The organism is Occallatibacter sp. (assembly GCF_036502485.1).
In the GTDB taxonomy this organism is placed as follows: domain Bacteria; phylum Acidobacteriota; class Terriglobia; order Terriglobales; family Acidobacteriaceae; genus Telmatobacter.
In genome coordinates, this window is sequence record NZ_DASXYM010000012.1 from 20,333 (window position 1) to 39,845 (window position 19,513).

19 protein-coding genes are annotated in these 19,513 nt (G+C 62.2%); 3 read left to right on the top strand and 16 right to left on the bottom strand.

The features are described from left to right. Nucleotides 1–73: 73 nt before the first annotated feature. Nucleotides 74–250, bottom strand: a complete 177-nt coding sequence (locus VGL22_RS02025; protein WP_465265204.1) for a DUF1059 domain-containing protein — start codon at nt 248–250, stop codon at nt 74–76. Nucleotides 251–356: 106 nt separating this feature from the next. Continuing rightward, nucleotides 357–1,130 carry a dolichyl-phosphate beta-glucosyltransferase gene (locus tag VGL22_RS02030; RefSeq protein ID WP_465265205.1) on the bottom strand — a complete coding sequence of 258 codons (774 nt, stop codon included), beginning with the start codon at nt 1,128–1,130 and terminating at the stop codon, nt 357–359. A 227-nt stretch (nt 1,131–1,357) separates the two neighbouring features. Here VGL22_RS02030 and VGL22_RS02035 point away from each other — a divergent pair, with 227 nt between their 5' ends. Further along, nucleotides 1,358–1,657, top strand: a complete 300-nt coding sequence (locus tag VGL22_RS02035; RefSeq protein WP_465265206.1) for an integration host factor subunit beta — start codon at nt 1,358–1,360, stop codon at nt 1,655–1,657. 82 nt (nt 1,658–1,739) lie between these two features. Here the strand turns inward: VGL22_RS02035 and VGL22_RS02040 are convergent, their stop codons facing one another. Continuing rightward, nucleotides 1,740–2,216 carry a hypothetical protein gene (locus VGL22_RS02040; RefSeq protein ID WP_465265207.1) on the bottom strand — a complete coding sequence of 159 codons (477 nt, stop codon included), beginning with the start codon at nt 2,214–2,216 and terminating at the stop codon, nt 1,740–1,742. Between the two features lie 302 nt (nt 2,217–2,518). Here VGL22_RS02040 and VGL22_RS02045 point away from each other — a divergent pair, with 302 nt between their 5' ends. Further along, on the top strand, nt 2,519–3,427 hold the full coding sequence (locus VGL22_RS02045; RefSeq protein ID WP_465265208.1) for a formate/nitrite transporter family protein: 909 nt from the start codon (nt 2,519–2,521) through the stop codon (nt 3,425–3,427). 118 nt (nt 3,428–3,545) lie between these two features. Here VGL22_RS02045 and VGL22_RS02050 read toward each other — a convergent pair whose 3' ends face one another. The 8 genes from VGL22_RS02050 to ppk2 all read right to left on the bottom strand — a co-directional run bounded on the left by VGL22_RS02050 (nt 3,546) and on the right by ppk2 (nt 15,989). After that, entirely contained in the window at nt 3,546–5,519 is a 1,974-nt protein-coding gene (locus VGL22_RS02050) for a peptidylprolyl isomerase (protein ID WP_465265209.1), read from the bottom strand. Between the two features lie 852 nt (nt 5,520–6,371). Further along, nucleotides 6,372–7,778 carry a BON domain-containing protein gene (locus VGL22_RS02055; RefSeq protein WP_465265210.1) on the bottom strand — a complete coding sequence of 469 codons (1,407 nt, stop codon included), beginning with the start codon at nt 7,776–7,778 and terminating at the stop codon, nt 6,372–6,374. Nucleotides 7,779–7,995: 217 nt separating this feature from the next. Then, nucleotides 7,996–9,885 (bottom strand): ATP-binding protein, encoded by a 1,890-nt coding sequence (locus tag VGL22_RS02060; protein WP_465265211.1) that lies wholly within the window; start codon nt 9,883–9,885, stop codon nt 7,996–7,998. Nucleotides 9,886–9,993: 108 nt separating this feature from the next. Continuing rightward, a complete protein-coding gene (locus VGL22_RS02065; protein WP_465265272.1) occupies nt 9,994–10,998 on the bottom strand; it encodes a YpdA family putative bacillithiol disulfide reductase in 1,005 nt (334 codons plus the stop codon). Between the two features lie 709 nt (nt 10,999–11,707). Next, entirely contained in the window at nt 11,708–13,126 is a 1,419-nt protein-coding gene (locus VGL22_RS02070; RefSeq protein ID WP_465265212.1) for a Gfo/Idh/MocA family protein, read from the bottom strand. 179 nt (nt 13,127–13,305) lie between these two features. After that, nucleotides 13,306–14,328, bottom strand: coding sequence for a YncE family protein (locus tag VGL22_RS02075; protein ID WP_465265213.1), 1,023 nt, complete (start codon nt 14,326–14,328; stop codon nt 13,306–13,308). 91 nt (nt 14,329–14,419) lie between these two features. Beyond that, the gene (locus VGL22_RS02080) at nt 14,420–14,830 is read right to left on the bottom strand and encodes a hypothetical protein (RefSeq protein ID WP_465265214.1); all 411 of its coding nucleotides are present in this window, start codon (nt 14,828–14,830) and stop codon (nt 14,420–14,422) included. Nucleotides 14,831–15,119: 289 nt separating this feature from the next. Then, complete coding sequence (ppk2, locus tag VGL22_RS02085) at nt 15,120–15,989, bottom strand: polyphosphate kinase 2 (protein WP_465265215.1); 870 nt, start codon at nt 15,987–15,989, stop codon at nt 15,120–15,122. Nucleotides 15,990–16,127: 138 nt separating this feature from the next. Here ppk2 and VGL22_RS02090 point away from each other — a divergent pair, with 138 nt between their 5' ends. Further along, nucleotides 16,128–16,679 carry a DUF488 domain-containing protein gene (locus VGL22_RS02090; RefSeq protein ID WP_465265216.1) on the top strand — a complete coding sequence of 184 codons (552 nt, stop codon included), beginning with the start codon at nt 16,128–16,130 and terminating at the stop codon, nt 16,677–16,679. Here VGL22_RS02090 and VGL22_RS02095 read toward each other — a convergent pair. The 5 genes from VGL22_RS02095 to VGL22_RS02115 all read right to left on the bottom strand — a co-directional run bounded on the left by VGL22_RS02095 (nt 16,676) and on the right by VGL22_RS02115 (nt 19,247). Then, complete coding sequence (locus VGL22_RS02095) at nt 16,676–17,596, bottom strand: YihY/virulence factor BrkB family protein (protein ID WP_465265217.1); 921 nt, start codon at nt 17,594–17,596, stop codon at nt 16,676–16,678. The two genes, VGL22_RS02090 and VGL22_RS02095, sit on opposite strands and share 4 nt — an antisense overlap. A 1-nt stretch (nt 17,597) precedes the next feature. Continuing rightward, complete coding sequence (locus VGL22_RS02100) at nt 17,598–18,032, bottom strand: hypothetical protein (protein ID WP_465265218.1); 435 nt, start codon at nt 18,030–18,032, stop codon at nt 17,598–17,600. A gap of 92 nt (nt 18,033–18,124) precedes the next feature. After that, nucleotides 18,125–18,358, bottom strand: coding sequence for a hypothetical protein (locus VGL22_RS02105; RefSeq protein ID WP_465265219.1), 234 nt, complete (start codon nt 18,356–18,358; stop codon nt 18,125–18,127). After that, the gene (locus tag VGL22_RS02110) at nt 18,355–18,843 is read right to left on the bottom strand and encodes a phage holin family protein (protein ID WP_465265220.1); all 489 of its coding nucleotides are present in this window, start codon (nt 18,841–18,843) and stop codon (nt 18,355–18,357) included. The genes VGL22_RS02105 and VGL22_RS02110 overlap by 4 nt, the downstream gene beginning before the upstream one ends. Further along, entirely contained in the window at nt 18,840–19,247 is a 408-nt protein-coding gene (locus VGL22_RS02115; RefSeq protein ID WP_465265221.1) for a hypothetical protein, read from the bottom strand. Before VGL22_RS02115 ends, VGL22_RS02110 begins: the two co-directional genes overlap by 4 nt. Nucleotides 19,248–19,513: the final 266 nt, after the last annotated feature.

The window sequence follows — 19,513 nt, forward strand, 5'->3', positions numbered from 1 at the left end:
TCACGGGAAGTGCGATGCTCCCCCCGCGTCAAACCCGATGGTTGAGGCGGGAGGAGAGCCCCAGGGAATTACCCTATTCGTCGCGGATGGCCGCCCTTACCTTGTCGGCCACTTCAGGCGGGATGTCCTGCATGCCATGATCTGTTCGAGCATGCACGGCCGCCTGCGCCATGATCTCTTCTTCACTGTTGCCGTGAGCCACAAAATCGCAATCCATCCCGACCTCGCGACACGAAAGCACCTTCGCCATGGGTCCTCCTTGCACTTGCTGACTTACAACTGCGCAGATGCTAGCACCAGCCTGGAGGAACGGGATACAGCGAAGTTCAGTATCTGCAGGCAAGCACGGATGGGCCCTAATCCATCCGGTCTGCACGCTCAACTTCGGTGATCTCTTTACCGTAGCGGCCCGTGAGCGCGTTCCAGCGAACGATGGCGAGTTCCTTCAGCATCTGCAGGCCGTCGCGGAGGTAGCTGATGCGCGAGCGTGCGTCGTGCGCCCAGCTCACCGGAACTTCCTTCACTTTGTAGCGGCGCTTGCGGGCGATGAAGAGGATTTCCGGATCGAAGCCCCAGCGCTCGATAGTCTGCAGTTGGAAGACAGTCTGCGCAGCCTCGCGCGTAAAGGCCTTAAATCCGCACTGGGTATCGGCATAGGGCAGGCGCATGATCATGCGCGTGAGCGCGTTGAAGCAGCGGCCAAATATCTGCCTGTAGAGCGGCTGGCGATGCGTCTGGCGGCTGGTCTCGAGCCAGCGCGAGCCAATGGCAATGTCGGCCCCTTCCTGCTCGATGGCGGCGAAGAGCAGCTCCGCCTCGTCGATGGGCGCGGAAAGGTCGGCGTCGGTGAACATGACAATTTCGCCATTTGCGTGAATCAGGCCGTTACGCACGCTGAAGCCCTTGCCGCGATTGGAGGGGTTCTCCATGAGACGCACTTCCGGGGCCTGGCAGGCGAAATCGCGGACCAGATCGGCGGTCTCGTCGGTGGAGCCGTCGTTGACCACAATGACTTCAGCATCCCACTGCTTCTGGCGCACTACGGCCACTACGGAATCGAGGGTGGCAATGATGCGCAGACGCTCGTTGTAGGCCGGAATGACGATGCTGTACTTGGGATACTCGGTCACCTGACAAACACTCCTCGACTGCGCCCCAGTGGCATGATCGCCCATCCTTGAAGGCTCTGGATAGGATAAATGGGACAGCAGGGACACCCGCCGGAGGCCATTTGGTTGCCTGGGCACTTGACGCCAAACTACTGATGCAGAAAGGGAAATAGCGTTTTTATGCTCTCTTTTTTCATGCGGAACCGTCCGAAGTTGGGTATGCTGAGAGCGGAGGTCGAGAGGCAGAAATGACCAAGGCAGACCTGGTGGAAAAAGTGACCCGCCTGGGCGATCTGACGCGCCGGGATGGTGAGGTTATTGTGGAGACCATCTTTGAGTCCGTGATTGGGGCGCTGCAAAGCGGCGACAAGATCGAGATTCGCGGCTTCGGATCTTTCCGGATCCGGCAGCGAAATCCCCGCATTGGGCGCAATCCAAAGACCGGCGAGCGCGTGGAAGTCCCCGCCAAGCGCGTGCCTTACTTCAAGCCTTCCAAAGAATTGCGGGATCTGGTAAATCCCGAAGAAGCGGCCAGCGCTTCACAGTAGGCGCCCGGTTCCCTTCCCCGGAACCGGAGAGTTCACCTGAAAGACGGCGCGACGCAAGTCGCGCCGTCTGCGCTTTCGCGAGTCAGTGCTGCCAGCTCGGCACCGCCCGGGTTGAGGGCTGTGCATAGAGGCTGCCGGAGTTCGGCTGGCTGAGGGCCTGCACATCGGCGGAGAGACGCGCCACTGCCCGATCGAAGTTGCGGTCGTGAGTCCTCTGCAACACCGCCCACTCGATCGGCTCGGTGATGGTCCACAGAGCGAAGCGGGTCTTGCCATCGTAGATAACCAGCTTCAAAAACGGCACCGGATCGGCAGCGCCGAGTTGCTTCCCGCCCTTGGCCGGTCCGCTGGGTGCCACGAGCTGGATCTCCATCACAAGATCGGCCTGAGCCGGGTCGGCAACCATCTCGTATTCCCCGACCGACTTCAGCTCATTCCACAGCGCGATATAGCTCCGGTTGGGATCGCCCGAGAATGGCTCCGGAAACATGCCTCCGTCGGCGCCGCCGTTGGAGACAAACACCGTTCTGGCTTTGAGGATGGGTGCGGGAACCATCACGGATGATGCCCCAGGCGTCGAGTGAACGGCGGATTCGCGGGCCGCCCCGGAAAGAACCCCGGCGAACAGAGTTACGGCGAACAAGAGAAGCAGGCAACGAGACCGGGAAATGACAAAACGTAACATGGTGAGCCCCCTTACAGTGAATGGACGGCAGTGAATGGACTGGCTGAACTCCAGGATGGTTATGTGCACCGAATTGCACGACAACCGGCTGATAACGGATCGAGCCGCATCTATTCGGAAGCAGCCCTGCTTTTTCAGAGACGCCCGCGGAGCAGAGGCTGGGAGATGCCAACCCTATGCGTTCCCCTTTTCGTCGCAAGAACAATGAGAAATCCGGACCGCAGCCCGTAGAGTCGCACCAGAAGAGCCTGGCGCGGCCCTCTGCCGAGGACATCTACAAGCAGGTTGCCAACAACGCCCGCCAGGAGCTGAAGCGGTCGAACGTGTCGCTCGCCATCTCCGGCTTTGCCGGGGGAGCCTTCATGGGCTTGTCGGCGCTGGGCCTGGCAATCGGGATGGCCCTGCTGGGCTCCTCGCCCACGGCACACCTGCTGGCCAGCATGCTGTATCCGCTGGGGTTCATCGTGGTGATTCTGGGCCGCTCCCAGTTGTTTACCGAGAACACTCTGTACCCGGTTGCCCTGGTGCTGGCGGAGAAGCGCGAGTTCTGGAACACCCTGCGGCTGTGGTCCATTGTGCTTCCGGCCAATATTGTGGGCGCGCTGGCCTTCTCGGCAATGGCGGCGCGGACGCCGGCCCTGGAGCCTCGCTATGTGGAGGCGCTCACGCACCTGGGCGTGCAGGGTCTCGCGCATCCGCCCGGCGCGCTGTTCTGGTCGGGCGTCATCGGCGGCTGGATGATCGCGCTGGCGGCATGGCTGGTGTCAGGTTCGCACTCCATCACCGGCTCGGTCGTTCTCATCTGGATGCTGACCTTCGTGGTGGGCGCGGGAAGCTTCGCCCACTGCATCGCAAGCTCGTGCGAAATCCTGGTAGCCGTACTCACGGGCCACGCCTCGTGGAGCGCGTATGCGCAGTGGCTGGGCCCGGCCGTGGCCGGAAACATCTGCGGCGGCGTAGGACTTGTCACTGTCCTCGAATATGGGCAGGCTATTTACGGCAAGGAGACCGAAGACATCCTGAAGGTGGCTGCGCAGGAGGAGAGACGGCTCAAGGCTGAGGAAGAGGCGCAGAAAGCGTCGTAGGCCGCTGCGATGTTACGGCTGGAGTGAATCCCGACAGCGAGGTTATCCACCAGGTTCGATCAGGATGAAAAGGCCCGCGCCGAAGCGCGGGCCTTTTCAGTTGAGGCTGATCTGACTGCTACTCGCCGCCCTGCTGCTGCGGGCTGGTGGCTTTGGCGTTGTAGGCGATGAGGTTGTGCTTCTTGTACTTGTCGGCAACGTTGGAAGCGAAGACTGAGAACGCCTCGTTGCGGCGCTGATCGAGCATCTGCTCCCGGGTCTGGTCGAACGCCTTCTGGATGTCCTGCGGCGTGGGCTCCTGCTTGTCATCGATCTTGGCCACGACACCGGTGCGCCCCGCGTTGATGGGTCCGCTGATGTCGCCGGGCTTCATGTCGAAGAGCTGAGGAGCGAGCTGGCCCACTGCGCCGAAGTCAGGAACCTGCGCCGTCTGGCCGACCAGGTCGCTCGTCTTGACCGTGGCGCCCACTTCCTTGGCAGCCTTGGCCAGGTCGCCGGAGGCCTTCGCCTTGTTGGCGAGGTCCTGCGTCTTGGCGTTGAGCAGGCTGGGGAGCTGCTGGCCGCGGAAGTCCTCCAGGATGTGATCCTTCCAGTCAGCAAAGCTGGGCGCGTGAGCCTTTGTGATGCCGGTGACCTGGAAGACCGCGAAGCCTTCGCCGGTGGGAGCGATCTGCGGCTTGTCACCTTTGCCGGCCTGAAACGCCTTGGAGATGAGATCGGCGCTGTCGGGCAGCGAGGAGACGGTTCCACCCGCAGCCACCGGCGGGGTGGTGACAACCTCAAAGTGGTGCGCATCGGCCGTAGCTTTCAGCCCCTTTGAAGCGGCTTCCTGCTGGAGCTGCTTGGCATAGTTGTCTTCCTGCTGGGAGACAAGCTGGCGGCTGAGGGTCGCCTTGATGGTGTCCTGCACTTCGCCCAGCGATTGCGCGTGCGCGGTCTGGCGCTCTTCCACCTGGATCACGTGATAACCGAACTGCGACTTCACGACCGCAATGTCGTTGATCTTGTTATTGAAGATGGCCTTGTCGAACTCGGGGACCATACGGCCGCGCTGGGCAAAGCCAAGCTCGCCGCCGGAGTCCTTGGAGCCGGGGTCGTCCGAATTTTTCCTGGCGAGTTCATTCCAGTTGCCGCCGTTGCGGAGCTGTTTGGCGATGTCCTCGGCTTTGGCCTTGGCGGCAGCGTCGGTTTTGGCATCCGCGTTGGGGTCGGCCTTGATGAGGATGTGGCGCGAGCGCGCCTGCTCCGGCACCTGGTACTCGGACTGGTGCTGGCTGTAGTAGCTCTGAATCTCCTGCTGCGAGGGCTGCGGAATGCCGCCGGGAAGCTGTGAAGGAGTAAAGGCGAAGTACTGAATGGTGCGCTGCTCAGGCACCGCACTTGCATAGCGGGCCTGGTTCTTCTGGTAGTAGGACTGCAACTCAGCGTCAGAGGGGTTGATGGACTTGCGCAAGTCCTCGCCATTGATCACCGCATAGTCAAACTTGATTTTGACGTTCTCTTTGCGGTAGCTGTCGCGCACTTCCTGATCGCTGACGGAAACGCTGGCGGTGATGAGCTTCTGCAGGCGATCAACGATGATCTGCTTGCGCAGGCTCTCCTCAAAGTCGTCTACCGAGGTGTTGAGGCGGGTGTTGATGAGGCTGGTGTATGCCGGCTCGCCGATAAACTTGCCGTTGGGAAACAGCGTGGCGCCGTAGCCGCCGGTGTGCAGCAGCCTGGCGACATCGTCGCGCGTCGCGGTGATGCCGAGGTTCTGCGCTTCAGTGAGCAGGATCTGCTGCTGCACCAGCCGCTGGCCGGCCTGCTGCGTCATGAAGTTCAGGATCATCGGATTATCCGCATACTGCGGATACTGCTGCAGTTGCTGACGAGCGGCCTGCTGCACCTTCTGCATGCTGACCACGTCGCCCGAGCGGAGAATCTTGCTGTACCAGTGCGGGTACACTTCCGCGTAGGTGTCAGGGGCGGCCGCGGCTGTATTCATCAGCCCGGGGATCAGGTAGACGACCATGCCGACCGAGGCGGCGGCAATGATAACGACGTAGATTGCCTTGGCAATCTTTGTGTCTTTCTGCAGGAAACGGATCATGGGTGGGTATTCAGACCTTCAACTCTCTACGCGCGCACGCGTCTCCGGCTTCAAGGCGGCAGACGGCGTGCAATACTCGCTCGGCGCGGTTGGGTTTCATTATACAGTGGGGCGGGATTGCGCCTTGGCCTGGGACAAAGAGGCCCCTGACCATGCGCGTGGAAGGCAACTGAGCAGCTTCGTGTCAGGGCAATTATGGGAATGGCGTGAGGGGCGCCTTGTAACCAGGGCACGGCTTTAGCCGGGCCACAAAGCTGCCTCGAAAGTACCGGGCTTTAGCTCCTGGTATCTCAAACTTTCCTCGATTGTTCGTTTCTTCAGCATGGCCGCGGGGGGGGGGGGGGGGTAGGGTTACTTCATAGTTAACATGGATGCAGGTTCGGGCGGAGATTTCGGCGAAGTTTGCGTACGGGAAACCGACCCAAAACGTGAGATAGGTCACCTGGGGAATCGCTGCATTGAATTGAAAGGTAAGAAGTTGACTTTCCGCAAAAATAAAAAATAGAAAAAGACCCTATTAATTTTCTGGTAAACAAATCGCGGATCTGGAGAATGGTGCCCAGAATGTTTTCGCCGCCGCGATGTCTTGTTTCAGGCACAAACTTCCTCGGGCCGCTCGTGGAGCGGGAGGAGGTTAGTATGCGCGATTTCGTGCGTTGCGGCTGTGAGGGCTGTCACACAGGTCAGGATGCCAGCGCTGCCCGGATCCTTCCGGCATCCCCGCCGCGCTCGCGCAGCAGTTGCGAGGCGAAGCTGTCTGGTTCGCGAAGAATTCCGAGGAGCAGGCGCCCAGGTTCGATAAAAAAACGGGCACCCCGCCCTCGGATGCCCGCTTCTCTTTGTTCCTGCGTTTTACCGCCAGTAGTAATAGCCGCCGCTGAAGTAGTAGGGGCGATAGTAGACGGGACCGTAGGGGTAGCCGGCGTAGTAGCCGGGCGGCGGTGGCGGGTAGCCGGGGCCGTAGTAGGCGCGGCGGCGATAGAGCTGCGGGCCGCCGGGGTAAAGGCCCTGAGCCAGGCGCATGGCTTCCTGCTGGCTTACGGGATCAACCGTGACGGGGGCGTTGAGGTGGAACGTGACCAGCGCCTCGGCTGGGATCCAGGCGTGCGGGCCGCCCGCGGCTGACACCGCCGTGCCTGCGCCGCCTCCGGCCACAGCTCCTACCGCTGCCCCGCTCCCGCCGCCCACCGCGCCGCCGATGATGGCGCCCATCAGGGCTCCGCCAATCGCATTCCCTACCGTCCGGCCGGTCTTGCTTGGGCCTTTGACACGGAATTCGTCCGATTGCAGCGGATAGGTGCGGCCGTCGATATCGAGCGCGGTGACGGTCAGGGCCAGTTCGGGCGAGCCGGTGAGCTGGCCGGCGTGCTTGCTGTCGGAAACGACGCCGTGCACCGTGGCGCCGCGCGGGATCGCCATATAGCCGTTCACAGTGACGTCCTGGATGACGACGAAGTCGACGGGCTCGCCGGGCCTGGCGTGTTTCTCATCGAGAGCGGCGTTGGTGCGCAGGCTCAGTTGCGTTCCCGCAGGAACCAGGATGGGACCGGGCGCCGCATAGTACGGAGCGCGCTGATAAGGCTGGCTGTAGCCCGGAGGAGGCTGCTGGGAATAGTAAGGGCCATTCCCGCCGGGACGGGCGTAGCCGGGCTGCTGCGGAGGTACGCGCTGGCCGGGCGTGGTGGGAGGAGGCATATCGGGCGATGGGGTCTGGACCTGCGGCTGCTGGTCGGGATCATTCCGGGCCTGCTGATCAGGATAGGGTTGGCCCTGGGGGGCTTGCTGGGGGTAGTTCTGCGCCTGATCGGGCGAAGGCGAGTAGCTGGGCGGGTTGGGATTGCCCTGCTGGTTGTCCTCAGCAATCGGGGCGCTGTCTTCCGGGGGCGCCACGTTGTTCGGATCGTCCGCGGGATTGCCCACCTGGAGCTTGTTATTGACTTTGGTGACACCGGCCACCTTGGCGGCGATGGACTCAGCCAGTTGGCGGTCGGCATCGCTGGCCACGGTTCCGGAGAGGGTGACCTCCGCCTGAATGGTGGCGGCGGTGATCAGGTCGTTCTTGAGGGCAGCGGAGGCGTCGAGGGCGTGGACGACATCCATTTCGATCTGGCCGTCGGTGCGGGCGCCGGAGGCAGCCGGATTGTCGCGGCTACTGTCCGGGCTGGGGTTCTGGGCAAGCAAAACAGATCCGGAGAGCGCCAGGGCCGCAGCGGCGGCCAGGGCCCGGAATTTCAATTGAATCAGCCATGGGTTTGTCATGATCTTGTGCTCCTCGTTCCGAGCTGAGGTGAACTGCTTGTGTCAGACGCCTTTAGCTTAGACGCGCCGGAGACGTCTGCTGACGATGTTTCAAACCCCGGTCGCGGGGAAAAGTTACGGTACCGCTTTCATGGCGGCGACTGCTATTCAGTAGACGCAGGAAGATGGCATGAGGTTTAGACCTCGGGGCATAGACACACGCCGCACGCCGGGTGGCTCAGGCGCCGGATGTGAATCGCTTGCGGTTGACCAGACTTTCGTCGTCAGGGAGGAAGATGTTGAACACCGTGCCGGAGAAGGCCGCAGTCGGCGAAGGGGGACCAAATGCCGGGTTGGACTCCCCGTCGGCAGGGACGGTTTGTGGCTGAACAGCAGCGGCGGCGCGGCTGCGGACGTGGACCAGGCCGCGGTGCTTCTCGATAATCTCCTGGCTCACCCAAAGTCCGAGGCCCGTACCGGTGGCATCCTTCGTGGTGAAGAAGGCCTCGAAGATGCGGCTGCGCACTTCAGGCGTCATGCCGGTTCCGGTATCCGCCACGGTGATCCGGACGCCGACAGCGAGGCTGTCATCCCAGCGGCGGGAGCGGCAGGCGCGGACGTAAAGTTGACCGCCGGAAGGCATGGCATCCACGGCGTTTCCGACGAAGTTGGCCAGCACCTGGCGAATTTCACCCTCGTAGCAGAAGAGCGTCAGCTCGGGGTCGCAATCGCGCTCGAGATGAACGTTGAGGGTGTGCATCCGGGCCTTGTAAAGGTCGATGATGGAGTCAATAAGCTCGACCACCGGCGCCCGCACCGGCAGGGTGGACTGGCGGTAAAAGCGCAGGGTCTTCTGGGCGATTTCGGCGATGCGGCGGGTCTGGTGCTCGGCCATCTGCACATACTCGAACGCCGGACCGGTGAGGCCGCAGAAGCTCTTGAGCAGATAAAGCAGATTGGTCAGGCCTTCGAGGGGATTGTTGATTTCGTGGGCGATGGATGCAGCGAGGCGGCCGGTGGCGGCGAGCTTCTCGGTCTTGCGCAGCGCCTCCTCGTCGCGGACACGCTCGCTGACATCGCGGATGATGATGCCCGCCCAACGCACCTGGGTGGGCGCGGTGCGGACCGGATAGGCACTGACCAGCCAGGTCCACGGTCCACCGTCCTGCGCGCCGTGGAACTCGATGTCGTTGACGGGCTGCTCGGTACTGAAGACCCGGCGCAGTGCGGACTCGAACTGGGATGCGACTTCCGGCGCATAGAGCTCCCCGGGCGTGCGGCCAAGCTGCCGTCCGATGGAGAGTCCCGTAAGGTCCGCGAAGATCTGGTTGACGCGCACCGTGCGGGCGTAGCGGTCAAAGAAGGCAAAGCCCACAGGGGCATTGGCCAGCATGGAATCGAGCAGCGAAAGGGTATCTCTCAAGCCCGCCCGCTGCTCCTCGATGGCGGCCACCATCCGATTGAACGCAGAGATGAGGTCCCCGATTTCATTACCGACGGGAACGGGAAGCGGGAAGCTGCCGCTGGTCTCGGGCGTCAAGGTCAGTTCGCGGGTGCCCCGGTGCAGCAGGGCAAGGGGCCGGGAGATGCCCCGGGTGATGAGCAGAACCAGCACCGCGGAGGCGCCGATCCAGATGAGCGCAAAGAGGATGGTGCCGCGCACCACGCCGGCCAGCTCCTGGGTGTCCCAGGAGCGGTCGGACTCAATCCAGGCGTACCCATAGAGTGTGGTCCCCGCGTAGATGGGCTTTACCGATTCCCAGCGATAGTTCTGCACGGTGAGGATGCGCGCGTGGGTGCCGGCGGCGGTGCCGATCTGGGCGCGCTCCTCGGGCTCAAGCGGCCGGCCAAAGCCGTCCTTGCCGTCTTCAAGGAGCGTGCGGCCGGCCGGGTCACTAATCCGGACGCGGGCCACGGAGGGCCCCTGGCTCATCATTCGAACCGAGAGCCGGATCAACTCAGGGTGGTTCTGTCCCAGCGCCTCCTCCGCCTGTTCGACGACGGAGTCCGCCTGGTGCGACAGGCGCTGCTCGGCGCGGCGGTGGATGTCTTTGCGCTGCAGGTTGACGAGCAGGATGGCGAACAGACCGATGGAGAAGGCCTCGAGTAACGCGAGACCGACAAGCATCTGCCATCGGATAGTACGGGGCCACCAGCGCATTCGCTGACCTCGGGGGAGAAATCAGTGAGGGTGTTTGTGCCTCAGTTTACAGGAAAGCGAGATTCTGCCCTCGAATTACGTGGGTGCAAGCGCCTGGGCGATCTGTTTGCCGTGGAAGCGCCCATTCTCAATGAAGATCTCATTGGTGCGCGATCCGGCGACGATAACGCCTGCGAGGAAGATTCCGGGGACGTTGCTTTCCAGAGATTCGGGATTGCAGACGGGGAGGCGATCAGGGCCTTCGAGACGCACGCCAAGACTTTCAAGGAAGCTGAAGTCCGGCCGGTAACCGGTGAGGGCGAAGACGAAGTCGTTGGGCAGGGTCTCAGGTCCGGACAGGGTCTGGATGACGACCGTATCGGGAGTGACTTCCACAACGGACGAGTTGAAAAGTCCGCGGATCTCGCCGTTTTTGATGCGGTTTTCGATATCGGGCTTGATCCAGTATTTGACGTGGCGGTGGATGTCGGGGCCGCGATGGACGAGGGTGACGCGGGCGCCGTGGCGCCAAAGCTCCAGGGCGGCGATGGCGGCGGAGTTTTTGCCGCCGATGACGGCCACGTCGGTCCCAAAGTAGGGATGGGGGTCGTTGTAGTAGTGATGGACTTTGCTGAGGGCTTCGCCGGGGATGTTGAGCAGGTTGGGAATGTCGTAGTAGCCGGTGGAGATGATGAGCTTGCGGGCGTGCAGAACACCGGGGCGCCCGAAGCGGTCGGCCAGGTGGGCCGTGAAGTTGCCGTCGGCGCCGTCAATCCGGGTGACGCGCTGGTACTGGCGTACGTCGAGTTTGTAATGCGCAGCAACTTGACGGTAATACTCCAGGGCCTCATTGCGGTTGGGCTTGGCGTTGGGGCTCGGGAAAGGGATGTCGCCGATCTCGAGCAGCTCGGACGTGGTGAAGAACGTCATGTGCGACGGGTAATGGAACAGCGAATTGCAGACGCAACCCTTGTCGACCAGGACCACGCGGAGGCCGGCCCGCTGCGCTTCAATGGCGCACGAGAGGCCGGTGGGTCCGGCGCCAATCACCAGAACGTCAAAGAGGGTTTCGGGCTTGGGTTTGTCGCCCGGAGCCGGCATCGTGAGGGGTTTTGCGTCCGGCACAGAATCGAGCGGGTATTCGGCCATACGTACCTAGGTTAAAGTACGGGGCGGGCTCGACCAAAGCGGGTGAGATGAAAGCAAGCGCAGCGGGCATGCGGCGCGGCTCAACTTCGGCCATTGCTTAGACCATGCTCCGGCTATGGCCGTCACCGGGACCAGCGCGACGGTTTTCTGTTCAGCGGTGAGACGTTCAGCCATACGGATGGCGCCCCGCACTGGAAGAACCGGGCTGAATTTGCGGGCTTGTGAAAGCCTGTTTTCTCATGCGCGGCGGGTCTGCGAGCGCGGTCGCGCATCGGATGGGAGCATGGCACATACCGCGCGGAAATCATCCTCCCATTCCACTCGCAGGCGCAGTTCTTCCGGATCGCATGGCACGGCGCAGGCGCCATCGAGTCATCGCACAGGTGCAAAGAAGAAACCGTCGTCGGCGCAGACATGCTGGCCGGGGTTTGAGCCCACGCCGGGAAAGGCTGCCGGAGAGAAAGGCAGTTGCCGGCCCAAAAAGGGCAAGCAGCCAAAGCGGGTGCGTGTCGCGGATGAGAAGCGGGCAGCGGCGAACAAGCTGGAAAAGACAAGGCGGCGGTGAATTGGGCGGGGAACGGTTAGCGGACCGGGGTGGACTTCGTGGTATCCCAGATCTCAGAATCGAGACCTGGGCTACCCGGTTTGGTGGTGAAACGGGCTACGCCAGTTTGTAGGGCTGGCGGTAAGTGCGTGACATCAATTCGGTTGCGCCGGGATCGTTGAGGATCTGCTCCTTGACGGGGTCCCAGTGGAGCTTGCGCCCGACCCACATGGAGATCAGGCCGAGGTGGCCGGGCAGCGTGGAGTGATGTGCCGTCTCCACCGGAGTGATGGTGGGCTGGCGCGAACGGACGCAGTCGAGGAAGTTGCGGCGGTGCTCTGCGGACTCGTAAAGCTTGGTCTTGCGCAGGTCGTCAGGAAGTGAATCGCCCTTGAGCCAATCGGGGTTGGACGCGTCGAAGCCGTCGCGATCGACCCAGACCCAGCCGTCAGTGCCGATCCACTTGGTGCCCATGGCGATGGCGGGCGAGCCGCCGGCGATGGTCATTTTTACGTCGTTGGCGTAACCGGTCACCTGCTTCTTGTAGGTGAGTTCGATGGTGTACTTCGTCGCGGTGTTCCAGACGGCGTCTCGCGCCGGGAAATCGCCAAAGCCGGAGATCTCGGAGGGGCCGGTCGAGTCGAAGCCGAGGCCCCAGTGGGCGATGTCGCCGTGATGTCCGATCCAGTCGAGAAGCTGGCCGCCGCCGGTGTTGTAGTTCCAGCGCCAGTTCTGGTAGACGCGCACGTCGATGTACGGCTCCATCTTTGATGGGCCAATCCAGGTGTTGTAGTCGAGGTCCGCGGGCGGATCGCTCAGGGCCAGGTCCCATGCCGGCGAGCCGGGTGTGATGTCGGCGGGGCTCTTGACTTTGTCGCCCTGCTCGGCAAGCTTCTTCATGAGCGGCGGCGTGGTGTTGGGGAAGTCGTGATGACCGCCGGGCAGGCCGACTTCCACACGCACCACATTGCCAATGAGGCCATTGCGCACAATCTCCGCGGCTTTGTGGAAGGGAGCGACGGAGCGCTGCCAGGAGCCAGTCTGCCAGATGACCTTGTTCTGCTGCACGGCGCGCACAATAGCCTGTTGCTCGGCGATGGTCTTGGCAAGGGGCTTTTCACCGTAGATGTCTTTTTTGTGCCCGGCCGCCTCCGTGGCGACGATGGCATGCCAGTGGTCGGGGACGGCGATCATGATCGCGTCGATGTCGTCGCGGGCGATGATTTCGCGGTAGTCGTGATAGGCCTTGCAGTCCTGATTGCCGTATTTCTGGTTGATGGTGTCGACGGCCTTCTGGAGATGAGCCTTGTGGATGTCGCAGGCTGCCACCACGCGGCAGTCGTCAAAGCCGAGGAACGAATGAGTGTTGGCGGGGCCCATCATGCCCCAGCCGATGACACCGATGTTGATGCGGTCGTTCGCGCCGATAGCGCGCGCAGCGCGAGCCAGGGGCGATGAGGTGAGAGCGGCTGCAGCGCCGGCCGCCTGAAGGAATCGGCGCCGGCTCAGTGAGGAATCAGGACCCGAGGAATGCATGTTGTCTCCGCACTAGCCACGACTGAACGAGCCGCGCGGAAGCGTGCCGGTCCAGACGTGAATTGAATTCCGCGCAAGTCTAGCACGCAGGCGGTATGCGGGTCAGGATGGGGCGCGGCAGAACCAAAGCGCCAGGCTGCGCGGCCCGGCGCTGTGGGGTGAGTCGATTCAAGTGCCTCTTACTTCTCCCCGATCACCACGATCATGAACGTATCGGGCTTTGCCCTGGGCCGCGCGTTCGGCGCTGCGGCGGGCTCGAACTCGGAAGTCGGCAGGTAGATCCTGTGCGACGCGTGATCCACTCCCAGCGTGCGCGCGCCCTTGGGAGTCATCACGGTCTGCTCGACCGCAAACTTGCCGCCCTTTTCCGAGGCCACCGTGAATGAACCGTCACCGCAGCTGGCAAAAGCCTGACCGCCATGGAAGGCCGTGGCGTCAACCCCCGCGCCGATGGGAACCGATCCCACCACCTTGCCGTCCTCCGTACTCATCACCACCAGTTGCTGGGGCTTGCGGCAGCCAATGAACAGGCGGTGCGTCTTCTTGTCCAGAGCCAGTCCCACCGGCTTGCCACCCGGAGCCACAGGCCAGCGGGCCAGCACCTTGCGCGCATTCAGATCGACCTCCGCCACCACGTCCTTATCTTCGAGGTTGACGAAGACCTTGCCCGCGCCGTCGGCTGCCAGAAACTCCGGCGCGCCGCCCAGGTCAAGAGTTTCAACTTTGCCATTCTTTGGGTCGATGTCGGGCTTGAACATCATCAGCATGCCCTTGTCGCCGGACACGGCCATGACCGTGTTGGTGCCCTTGTCGTAGATGATGCCGTCAGAGTCGGGCATGGTGGGAATGCTCCCCAGCACCGCATACGATTTGAGGTCGAACACCAGGATGGCGCCCTCGCCGCCCCCATCCGTGATGAATCCGCGGTTGAGCTCGGGGACAATGGCCACGCCATGCGAACGCTTCTGTCCCGGAATATCGCCAAGCACCTTGCCCGAATCGGCATCGATGACCTGCGTGTGCGTAGAGCGGGTCACAAACAGCCGGTGCGTGGTCGAATCCGCGGTGACGTAATCCCATCCACCCTCGCCGCCGATGTGCATCGTCCTGGTTACATTCCATTGGGCCTGGGCAAACGCCGGCAAAGTGCCTGCCAGTGCGAGCACGGCCAGCGACAGTACAGAAGCACGCGTACGCATCATGTCTCTCCTTGAATTTTCATCAACGTTGTAGAAAAAGCAGATCAACGGAACGCCCATTGTGTACGCCCGGTTGCAGACGACCCTGGCCGTCTCACTCCTCGTGATCGAGCCGCTGCCCGTCAGGCCCTACCTGAACCTCCAGGCGCTTGCCGTCCCGCGCAACCTTCGCCTCGTACGCCACAATTGCGCCCTTCTTTGTCAGGGACTCGACGCCGAGGATCTTGCCGCTGCCGGCCCTTTGCCGCAGGGCGGAGCGGACCGCAGGCGAAAGCGAATCCAATTCCACACTCTGTTCGATCTCGATGATGTTGCCATCGGCCGCGAAGGTCACGTCGCGGGTATGCCCGTTCACCATCATTTCCATCTCATACTCGCGGCGACCGTTCTCCACTTCTGTGCTGTAGCCGCGCGCGGTTGCACCCTGCGCTTCCGCATCGGCGGCCTTCTGCACCGCGGGCGGCAGCTCAGTTCGGGTTATCTTCTTTTCTGCCGCTTGAGCCATCCCTCCGGCCACACAGATCCACACACAGGCCGAAATCACGTTTGACCGCATTTTCACCTCCGGATCGGGGTTCGCGCCGTGCGGAAGTGCCGATGGAAGCCGGTTCTCCTCAGAAGCCCTGGCGCAGTACCCAACCGCCGAGTTGATCCTGCCACACGGATGCTGAAGGGATCATGAAGGCGCGCATCGCGCCCCCCTCAAGGTCATGAGACTGGCGCGGCTTCAGGGAACCCGTCCAGCCACAGGTCGCATCGGCGCGCGGTGCGCACGGGCTTGGCGATTCTTGGTGTCAGCGATAGAGTTCCGGAACGAAATTCTGCTCCTGGATGGGCGGGCGGACGTATTTGGATTTGCCGATCGGCGGCAGAGGCATGGGCTTGGGCGTGAGGTCCTTGTAATGAAACTGCGAGAGCAGGTGGCGAATGACGTTGAGGCGCGCGGCCTCCTTGTTGTCAGAGTTCACGACGTACCAGGGGGCCTGCCTGGTATCGGTGATGGCGAACATCTCGTCTTTGGCGCGCGAGTAGTCGGCCCAGTGCTTGCGTGATTCCATGTCCATGGGGCTGAGCTTCCAGCGCTTGGTCACGTTGTTCATGCGCTCCTGGAAGCGGCGTTCCTGCTCTTCGTCGCTGACGGAGAACCAGTATTTGACGAGCATGATGCCGGACCGGACCAGCATGCGCTCGAACTCGGGGCAGCTCTGCATGAACTCCCGGTATTGCGCCTCCGTGCAGAAGCCCATCACCCGCTCCACGCCTGCGCGGTTATACCAGCTGCGATCGAAAAGGACCATCTCGCCGGCCGCGGGCAGGTGCGGTACGTAGCGCTGGAAGTACCACTGCGACTTTTCGCGTTCCGTGGGGGTGCCCAGCGCGACCACGCGGCAGATGCGCGGGTTGAGCGGCTCGGTGATGCGCTTGATGGCGCCTCCCTTCCCGGCGGCGTCGCGGCCTTCAAAGATGGCAACAACGCGCAGGCCCTCGTGGCGCACCCACTCCTGCAGCTTGCAGAGCTCGATCTGGAGCCGGCGGAGTTCCCTGGTGTATTTGCAGTCTTCGCCGATGTGCAGGCATTTTACTGAGCCGTTTATCTTCTCGGTCACGGGGATGGTTGCGGTCTTGCCGTTTTGCCTGTTGCGGCCGGAATGCTTGTTCTTCATGATGCCTCCTCGCGGCGCGCAGAGAGCCGCGAACGCATTGCCTTTCGTGGAGGGTTTCTGATTTCGTGCGTGATTGTACCCCCGTTCCGGTGCGGCGACTACTGTCATTCGTGCTGCTGACGGCCGTAGCATGAAGGGGTGGCGAGCCCTGCACTATTCACTATCGGCCATTCGACGCATTCCATTGAGGAGTTTGTCGCGCTACTGAAGGCGCATGGCGTGGAGCATCTGGTCGACGTACGTTCCATTCCAAGATCGCGCCACTGTCCGCAATTCAATAGCGATGTGCTCGAGGCGTCCCTGGAGAGCGCAGGAATCGGCTACACCGCGCTGAAAGCCCTGGGCGGGCGGCGGCATGCGCGGAAAGACTCCGTGAATGCAGCCTGGCGGAATGCGTCGTTTCGCGGCTACGCGGATTACATGGGGACAGAGGCGTTCGCCGAAGGATTGGAAGAGTTGATTGCGATTGCTCTCCGCCGCAGGACCGCGATCATGTGCGCGGAGGCGGTGCCGTGGCGGTGTCATCGGTCGTTGATCGCCGATGCCATGGTGCTGCGCGGCTGGGAGGTGCTGGAAATTGTGAGCGCGCAGCCCGCGAAGCTACACAAGATCACTTCTTTTTTGAAGGTTGTAAACGGGGAAATCACATATCCCCTGGAAGAGCCGGAGCAGGGAACGCTGCCACTCTAGGCGGCAGCATCCAGCTTGCGTTGCAAGTCGTCGCGTTTGGCTTCGAACTCCGCGGCTTTCTTATCTTCGTTCTCAATGACCCAGTTGACTTCGCCGCCGACGAGGATGGCGAACCCGGTGATGTAAAGCCAGAGCATCAAGATCACGACTGCGCCCAGCGACCCATAGGTGGCGCTGTAGCTGTTGAAGAAGTGCAGATAGACGCGGAGGCCCAGAGACGCGATCAGCCACATGGCTACGCCGGCCGAGGCGCCCGGAGTTACCCAATGCCATTTGCGTTCCTCAAGGTTGGGGCCCCAATAGTAGACCAGCGAGTAAGACAGCAGCATCGCCCCGAACATTACCGGCCACTGCAGGATCTTCCACGCGATCCGGAAGACCATGCCGAGGCCTACGTGGTTGGCGATGAACTGGCCGATCTGGCCGCCGAAGATGGCCAGAACCAGGGCGAGAATCATGAGCAAAGCCAGGCCAAGCGTGAGGCCGAGCACGGTGAATTTCTGCTTGACGATGGAGCGCGTCTCGGGCGTTCTGTAGATCACGTTGAGCGAGGTGATGATGGCCCCCATGCCGCCGGAGGCCGCCCACAGCGCGCCCAGAACGCCGCCAGCCAGCTTGAGGCCGGTGCTGTGCAGCAAAGTCTGGCTGACCACCTGGTGCACCAGGTCAGAGGCCGATCCGGGAGCGAGTTGCGACAGCGTGACCATGATGCGGTCGCGCAGTTGCGAGCCGGCCTGGGCAAGGAGCCCCACAATCGACAGCAGGAAGACAAACATGGGAAACAGGGCGAGCAGGAAGTAGTAAGAGAGCGACGACGCGCGGGTGCTGAGTTCGTCCTCTCCCATCTTCTTTACGCCCATCCGGGTGAGTCGAAGGGGCGTAAGGCCGCCGAATTTCCAGAGGGATTGCGATTTCATATCACGCTGCTCTGGTGTGCGAACCGCTCTTTTCGGCCGACTGGGGGCGCTCAGGGAAGTGCGTCACTTCGGCCAGGCCGGTCATGATGGCCCCCTGTAGCAGGAAGAAGCCCTTCTCCTTCTCGTCAGCGAAGGCGAGGAACTGCGGCATGGTCGCGAACATGGCTGCCAGGCCGGCATCGATCTCCCGACGCGTGCGGAAGTTGATCACCCGGTTTACGCCGGCAGGCGTATCGGTGAGCAATGTGACGGCAAGCTCCGTCACTCCGCAGATCAGGGAGGCCACGGCGGCGCGCTTGTTCCTGCGCCAGAACATGCCGGCCCCGGCAAAGAACGTTCCCGCCACGATGTAGTTGACGATGGAGTGTCCCTGGGGCGAGACGGTCCGCGGAAATGGCTTGGCGGCGACTTTGGCCACCGCATTCAGCATTGACATGTAAGTTCCCCTCGCAACCTTGCGGCGGCGCGTTGTGACCGGGCCAGGGTTGCGGCTCCGGAGTACCGGCAGCCATCAACCATGGTTCCGCCTTATCGTTCCGTGAAGACTCCCGCGAAGAGAAATCCGGAGAGCATGCTCACGCCGGCGGCCAGCACCGCGGCCGGACCAAAGTGCCGGCGCGTCTGCCGTTCCACGCTCAGTGTTTCGCGTGTTTCAGTGATTTTGCTCTTCAGCTCCGCGGCACGCTCGTGCAGATGATGCCGCTGTTCCAGCGCGCGGAGTTCCAGGTTCTCGATCTGCATATGCGGCATGCTGGTGCTCATATTTGATTCCTCACTTCATGTTGGATCCAGTCCGAGTCTTCTTTTAGAACCCGCATGGTCTTTTTGGGCATAATCTGGCGGGATTCAAACTCACGCTTGGCAAAGTACGCCATCACGCCGCCCAGGATGGCCCAGAGCGCCGCAACGCCCGCGAAGGCAATGGCCCAGCGGTAGGGATTGGTGGGCAGGAACGCCACCACGAGTCCCACCAAAGCCAGCGTGAACAGCACGTAAGCGGTGAGCAGCATGGTGATGCCCACAACTGCCAGCGGCGCGGCCATCTTGAGCATCTTCATGTTTTCGCTCAGCTCGGTTTTGAGCATGGCGATGCGTGTCTCAACAAACTGCTTCAGCTCTTCTTTGGTGTCAAAGAGAATCGACCCAAAGCTGCGCCCGTTGTGTACTTCAAACTTATGCACGTTGTTGCTGCGTACGTCCTCGGCACGTGCTTCCTGAGTGCGAACCGTCTGATTTGCCTGATTCATGACTGACGCGACCTCCACACGCGAAGACCGATTCCCACAACGAAGGCGCTGGCGGCGATGACGCCCAACACCCGCACCGGATAGTTTTGCTGCGCATAGCGCGCTACATGCCGCGCCTGGCGGCCCAGTTCGGAGGTGCGCTCCGACAGGCGCGAGTAGCCGTCAACGGCGCGGCGGCGGGCCTGCGTGTACATCCGGCTGGCTGAGTCTTTGGTTGTCTGCAGCACGTCCCTCGCCTGGTCCAATGCGAGACCTGAAAAACTGCGCAGGCCGCGGCGTTTGCGCCAGCTTCGCTCGGTGGGGTTGATGGGCATCCGCGTGGGCCGCGGGGGCGGCGCCGGCAGTTCCATCCGTCCGCTGAGTGTCTCGACGTAGTTGTTGTCTTCCCTGCCTGGTAAATCCATATCTATGTTCTCGCTAAGTTAGAGTTACCGTGAGTTACTTTCTCTACTTGCATGACGCTTGTTTGCCCGGGGTTGAGCTGCCGGGGAGCTTCGCCGTCTCGCTCAGCGGATGGCGTCCCCGGCATTTTCCCCGCTCCAGATCCCGGAAAGTCCTGCTCCAGTGATCTAACTGTGCGATGCCCCTGAATTCAAGTGTGTTGTAAGGCGATTCAATTGCGCAGGCGCAACACATGACCAAGAGCGGGAGGCGGAAAGTTTGCACGGTC

What these genes read in the sequence shown, in the direction of transcription:
- VGL22_RS02060 (WP_465265211.1), bottom strand. Translation starts at nt 9,885, where the DNA reads ATGCTTGTCGGTCTCGCGTTACTCGAGGCCTTCTCCATCGGTCTGTTC.
- VGL22_RS02110 (WP_465265220.1), bottom strand. Translation starts at nt 18,843, where the DNA reads ATGAATCAGGCAAATCAGACGGTTCGCACTCAGGAAGCACGTGCCGAG.
- VGL22_RS02115 (WP_465265221.1), bottom strand. Translation starts at nt 19,247, where the DNA reads ATGGATTTACCAGGCAGGGAAGACAACAACTACGTCGAGACACTCAGC.
- VGL22_RS02065 (WP_465265272.1), bottom strand. Translation starts at nt 10,998, where the DNA reads ATGCCGGCTCCGGGCGACAAACCCAAGCCCGAAACCCTCTTTGACGTT.
- ppk2 (WP_465265215.1), bottom strand. Translation starts at nt 15,989, where the DNA reads ATGAAGAACAAGCATTCCGGCCGCAACAGGCAAAACGGCAAGACCGCA.
- VGL22_RS02070 (WP_465265212.1), bottom strand. Translation starts at nt 13,126, where the DNA reads ATGCATTCCTCGGGTCCTGATTCCTCACTGAGCCGGCGCCGATTCCTT.
- VGL22_RS02100 (WP_465265218.1), bottom strand. Translation starts at nt 18,032, where the DNA reads ATGTCAATGCTGAATGCGGTGGCCAAAGTCGCCGCCAAGCCATTTCCG.
- VGL22_RS02050 (WP_465265209.1), bottom strand. Translation starts at nt 5,519, where the DNA reads ATGATCCGTTTCCTGCAGAAAGACACAAAGATTGCCAAGGCAATCTAC.
- VGL22_RS02105 (WP_465265219.1), bottom strand. Translation starts at nt 18,358, where the DNA reads ATGAGCACCAGCATGCCGCATATGCAGATCGAGAACCTGGAACTCCGC.
- VGL22_RS02095 (WP_465265217.1), bottom strand. Translation starts at nt 17,596, where the DNA reads ATGAAATCGCAATCCCTCTGGAAATTCGGCGGCCTTACGCCCCTTCGA.
- VGL22_RS02080 (WP_465265214.1), bottom strand. Translation starts at nt 14,830, where the DNA reads ATGGCTCAAGCGGCAGAAAAGAAGATAACCCGAACTGAGCTGCCGCCC.
- VGL22_RS02075 (WP_465265213.1), bottom strand. Translation starts at nt 14,328, where the DNA reads ATGATGCGTACGCGTGCTTCTGTACTGTCGCTGGCCGTGCTCGCACTG.
- VGL22_RS02055 (WP_465265210.1), bottom strand. Translation starts at nt 7,778, where the DNA reads ATGACAAACCCATGGCTGATTCAATTGAAATTCCGGGCCCTGGCCGCC.
- VGL22_RS02035 (WP_465265206.1), top strand. Translation starts at nt 1,358, where the DNA reads ATGACCAAGGCAGACCTGGTGGAAAAAGTGACCCGCCTGGGCGATCTG.
- VGL22_RS02025 (WP_465265204.1), bottom strand. Translation starts at nt 250, where the DNA reads ATGGCGAAGGTGCTTTCGTGTCGCGAGGTCGGGATGGATTGCGATTTT.
- VGL22_RS02045 (WP_465265208.1), top strand. Translation starts at nt 2,519, where the DNA reads ATGCGTTCCCCTTTTCGTCGCAAGAACAATGAGAAATCCGGACCGCAG.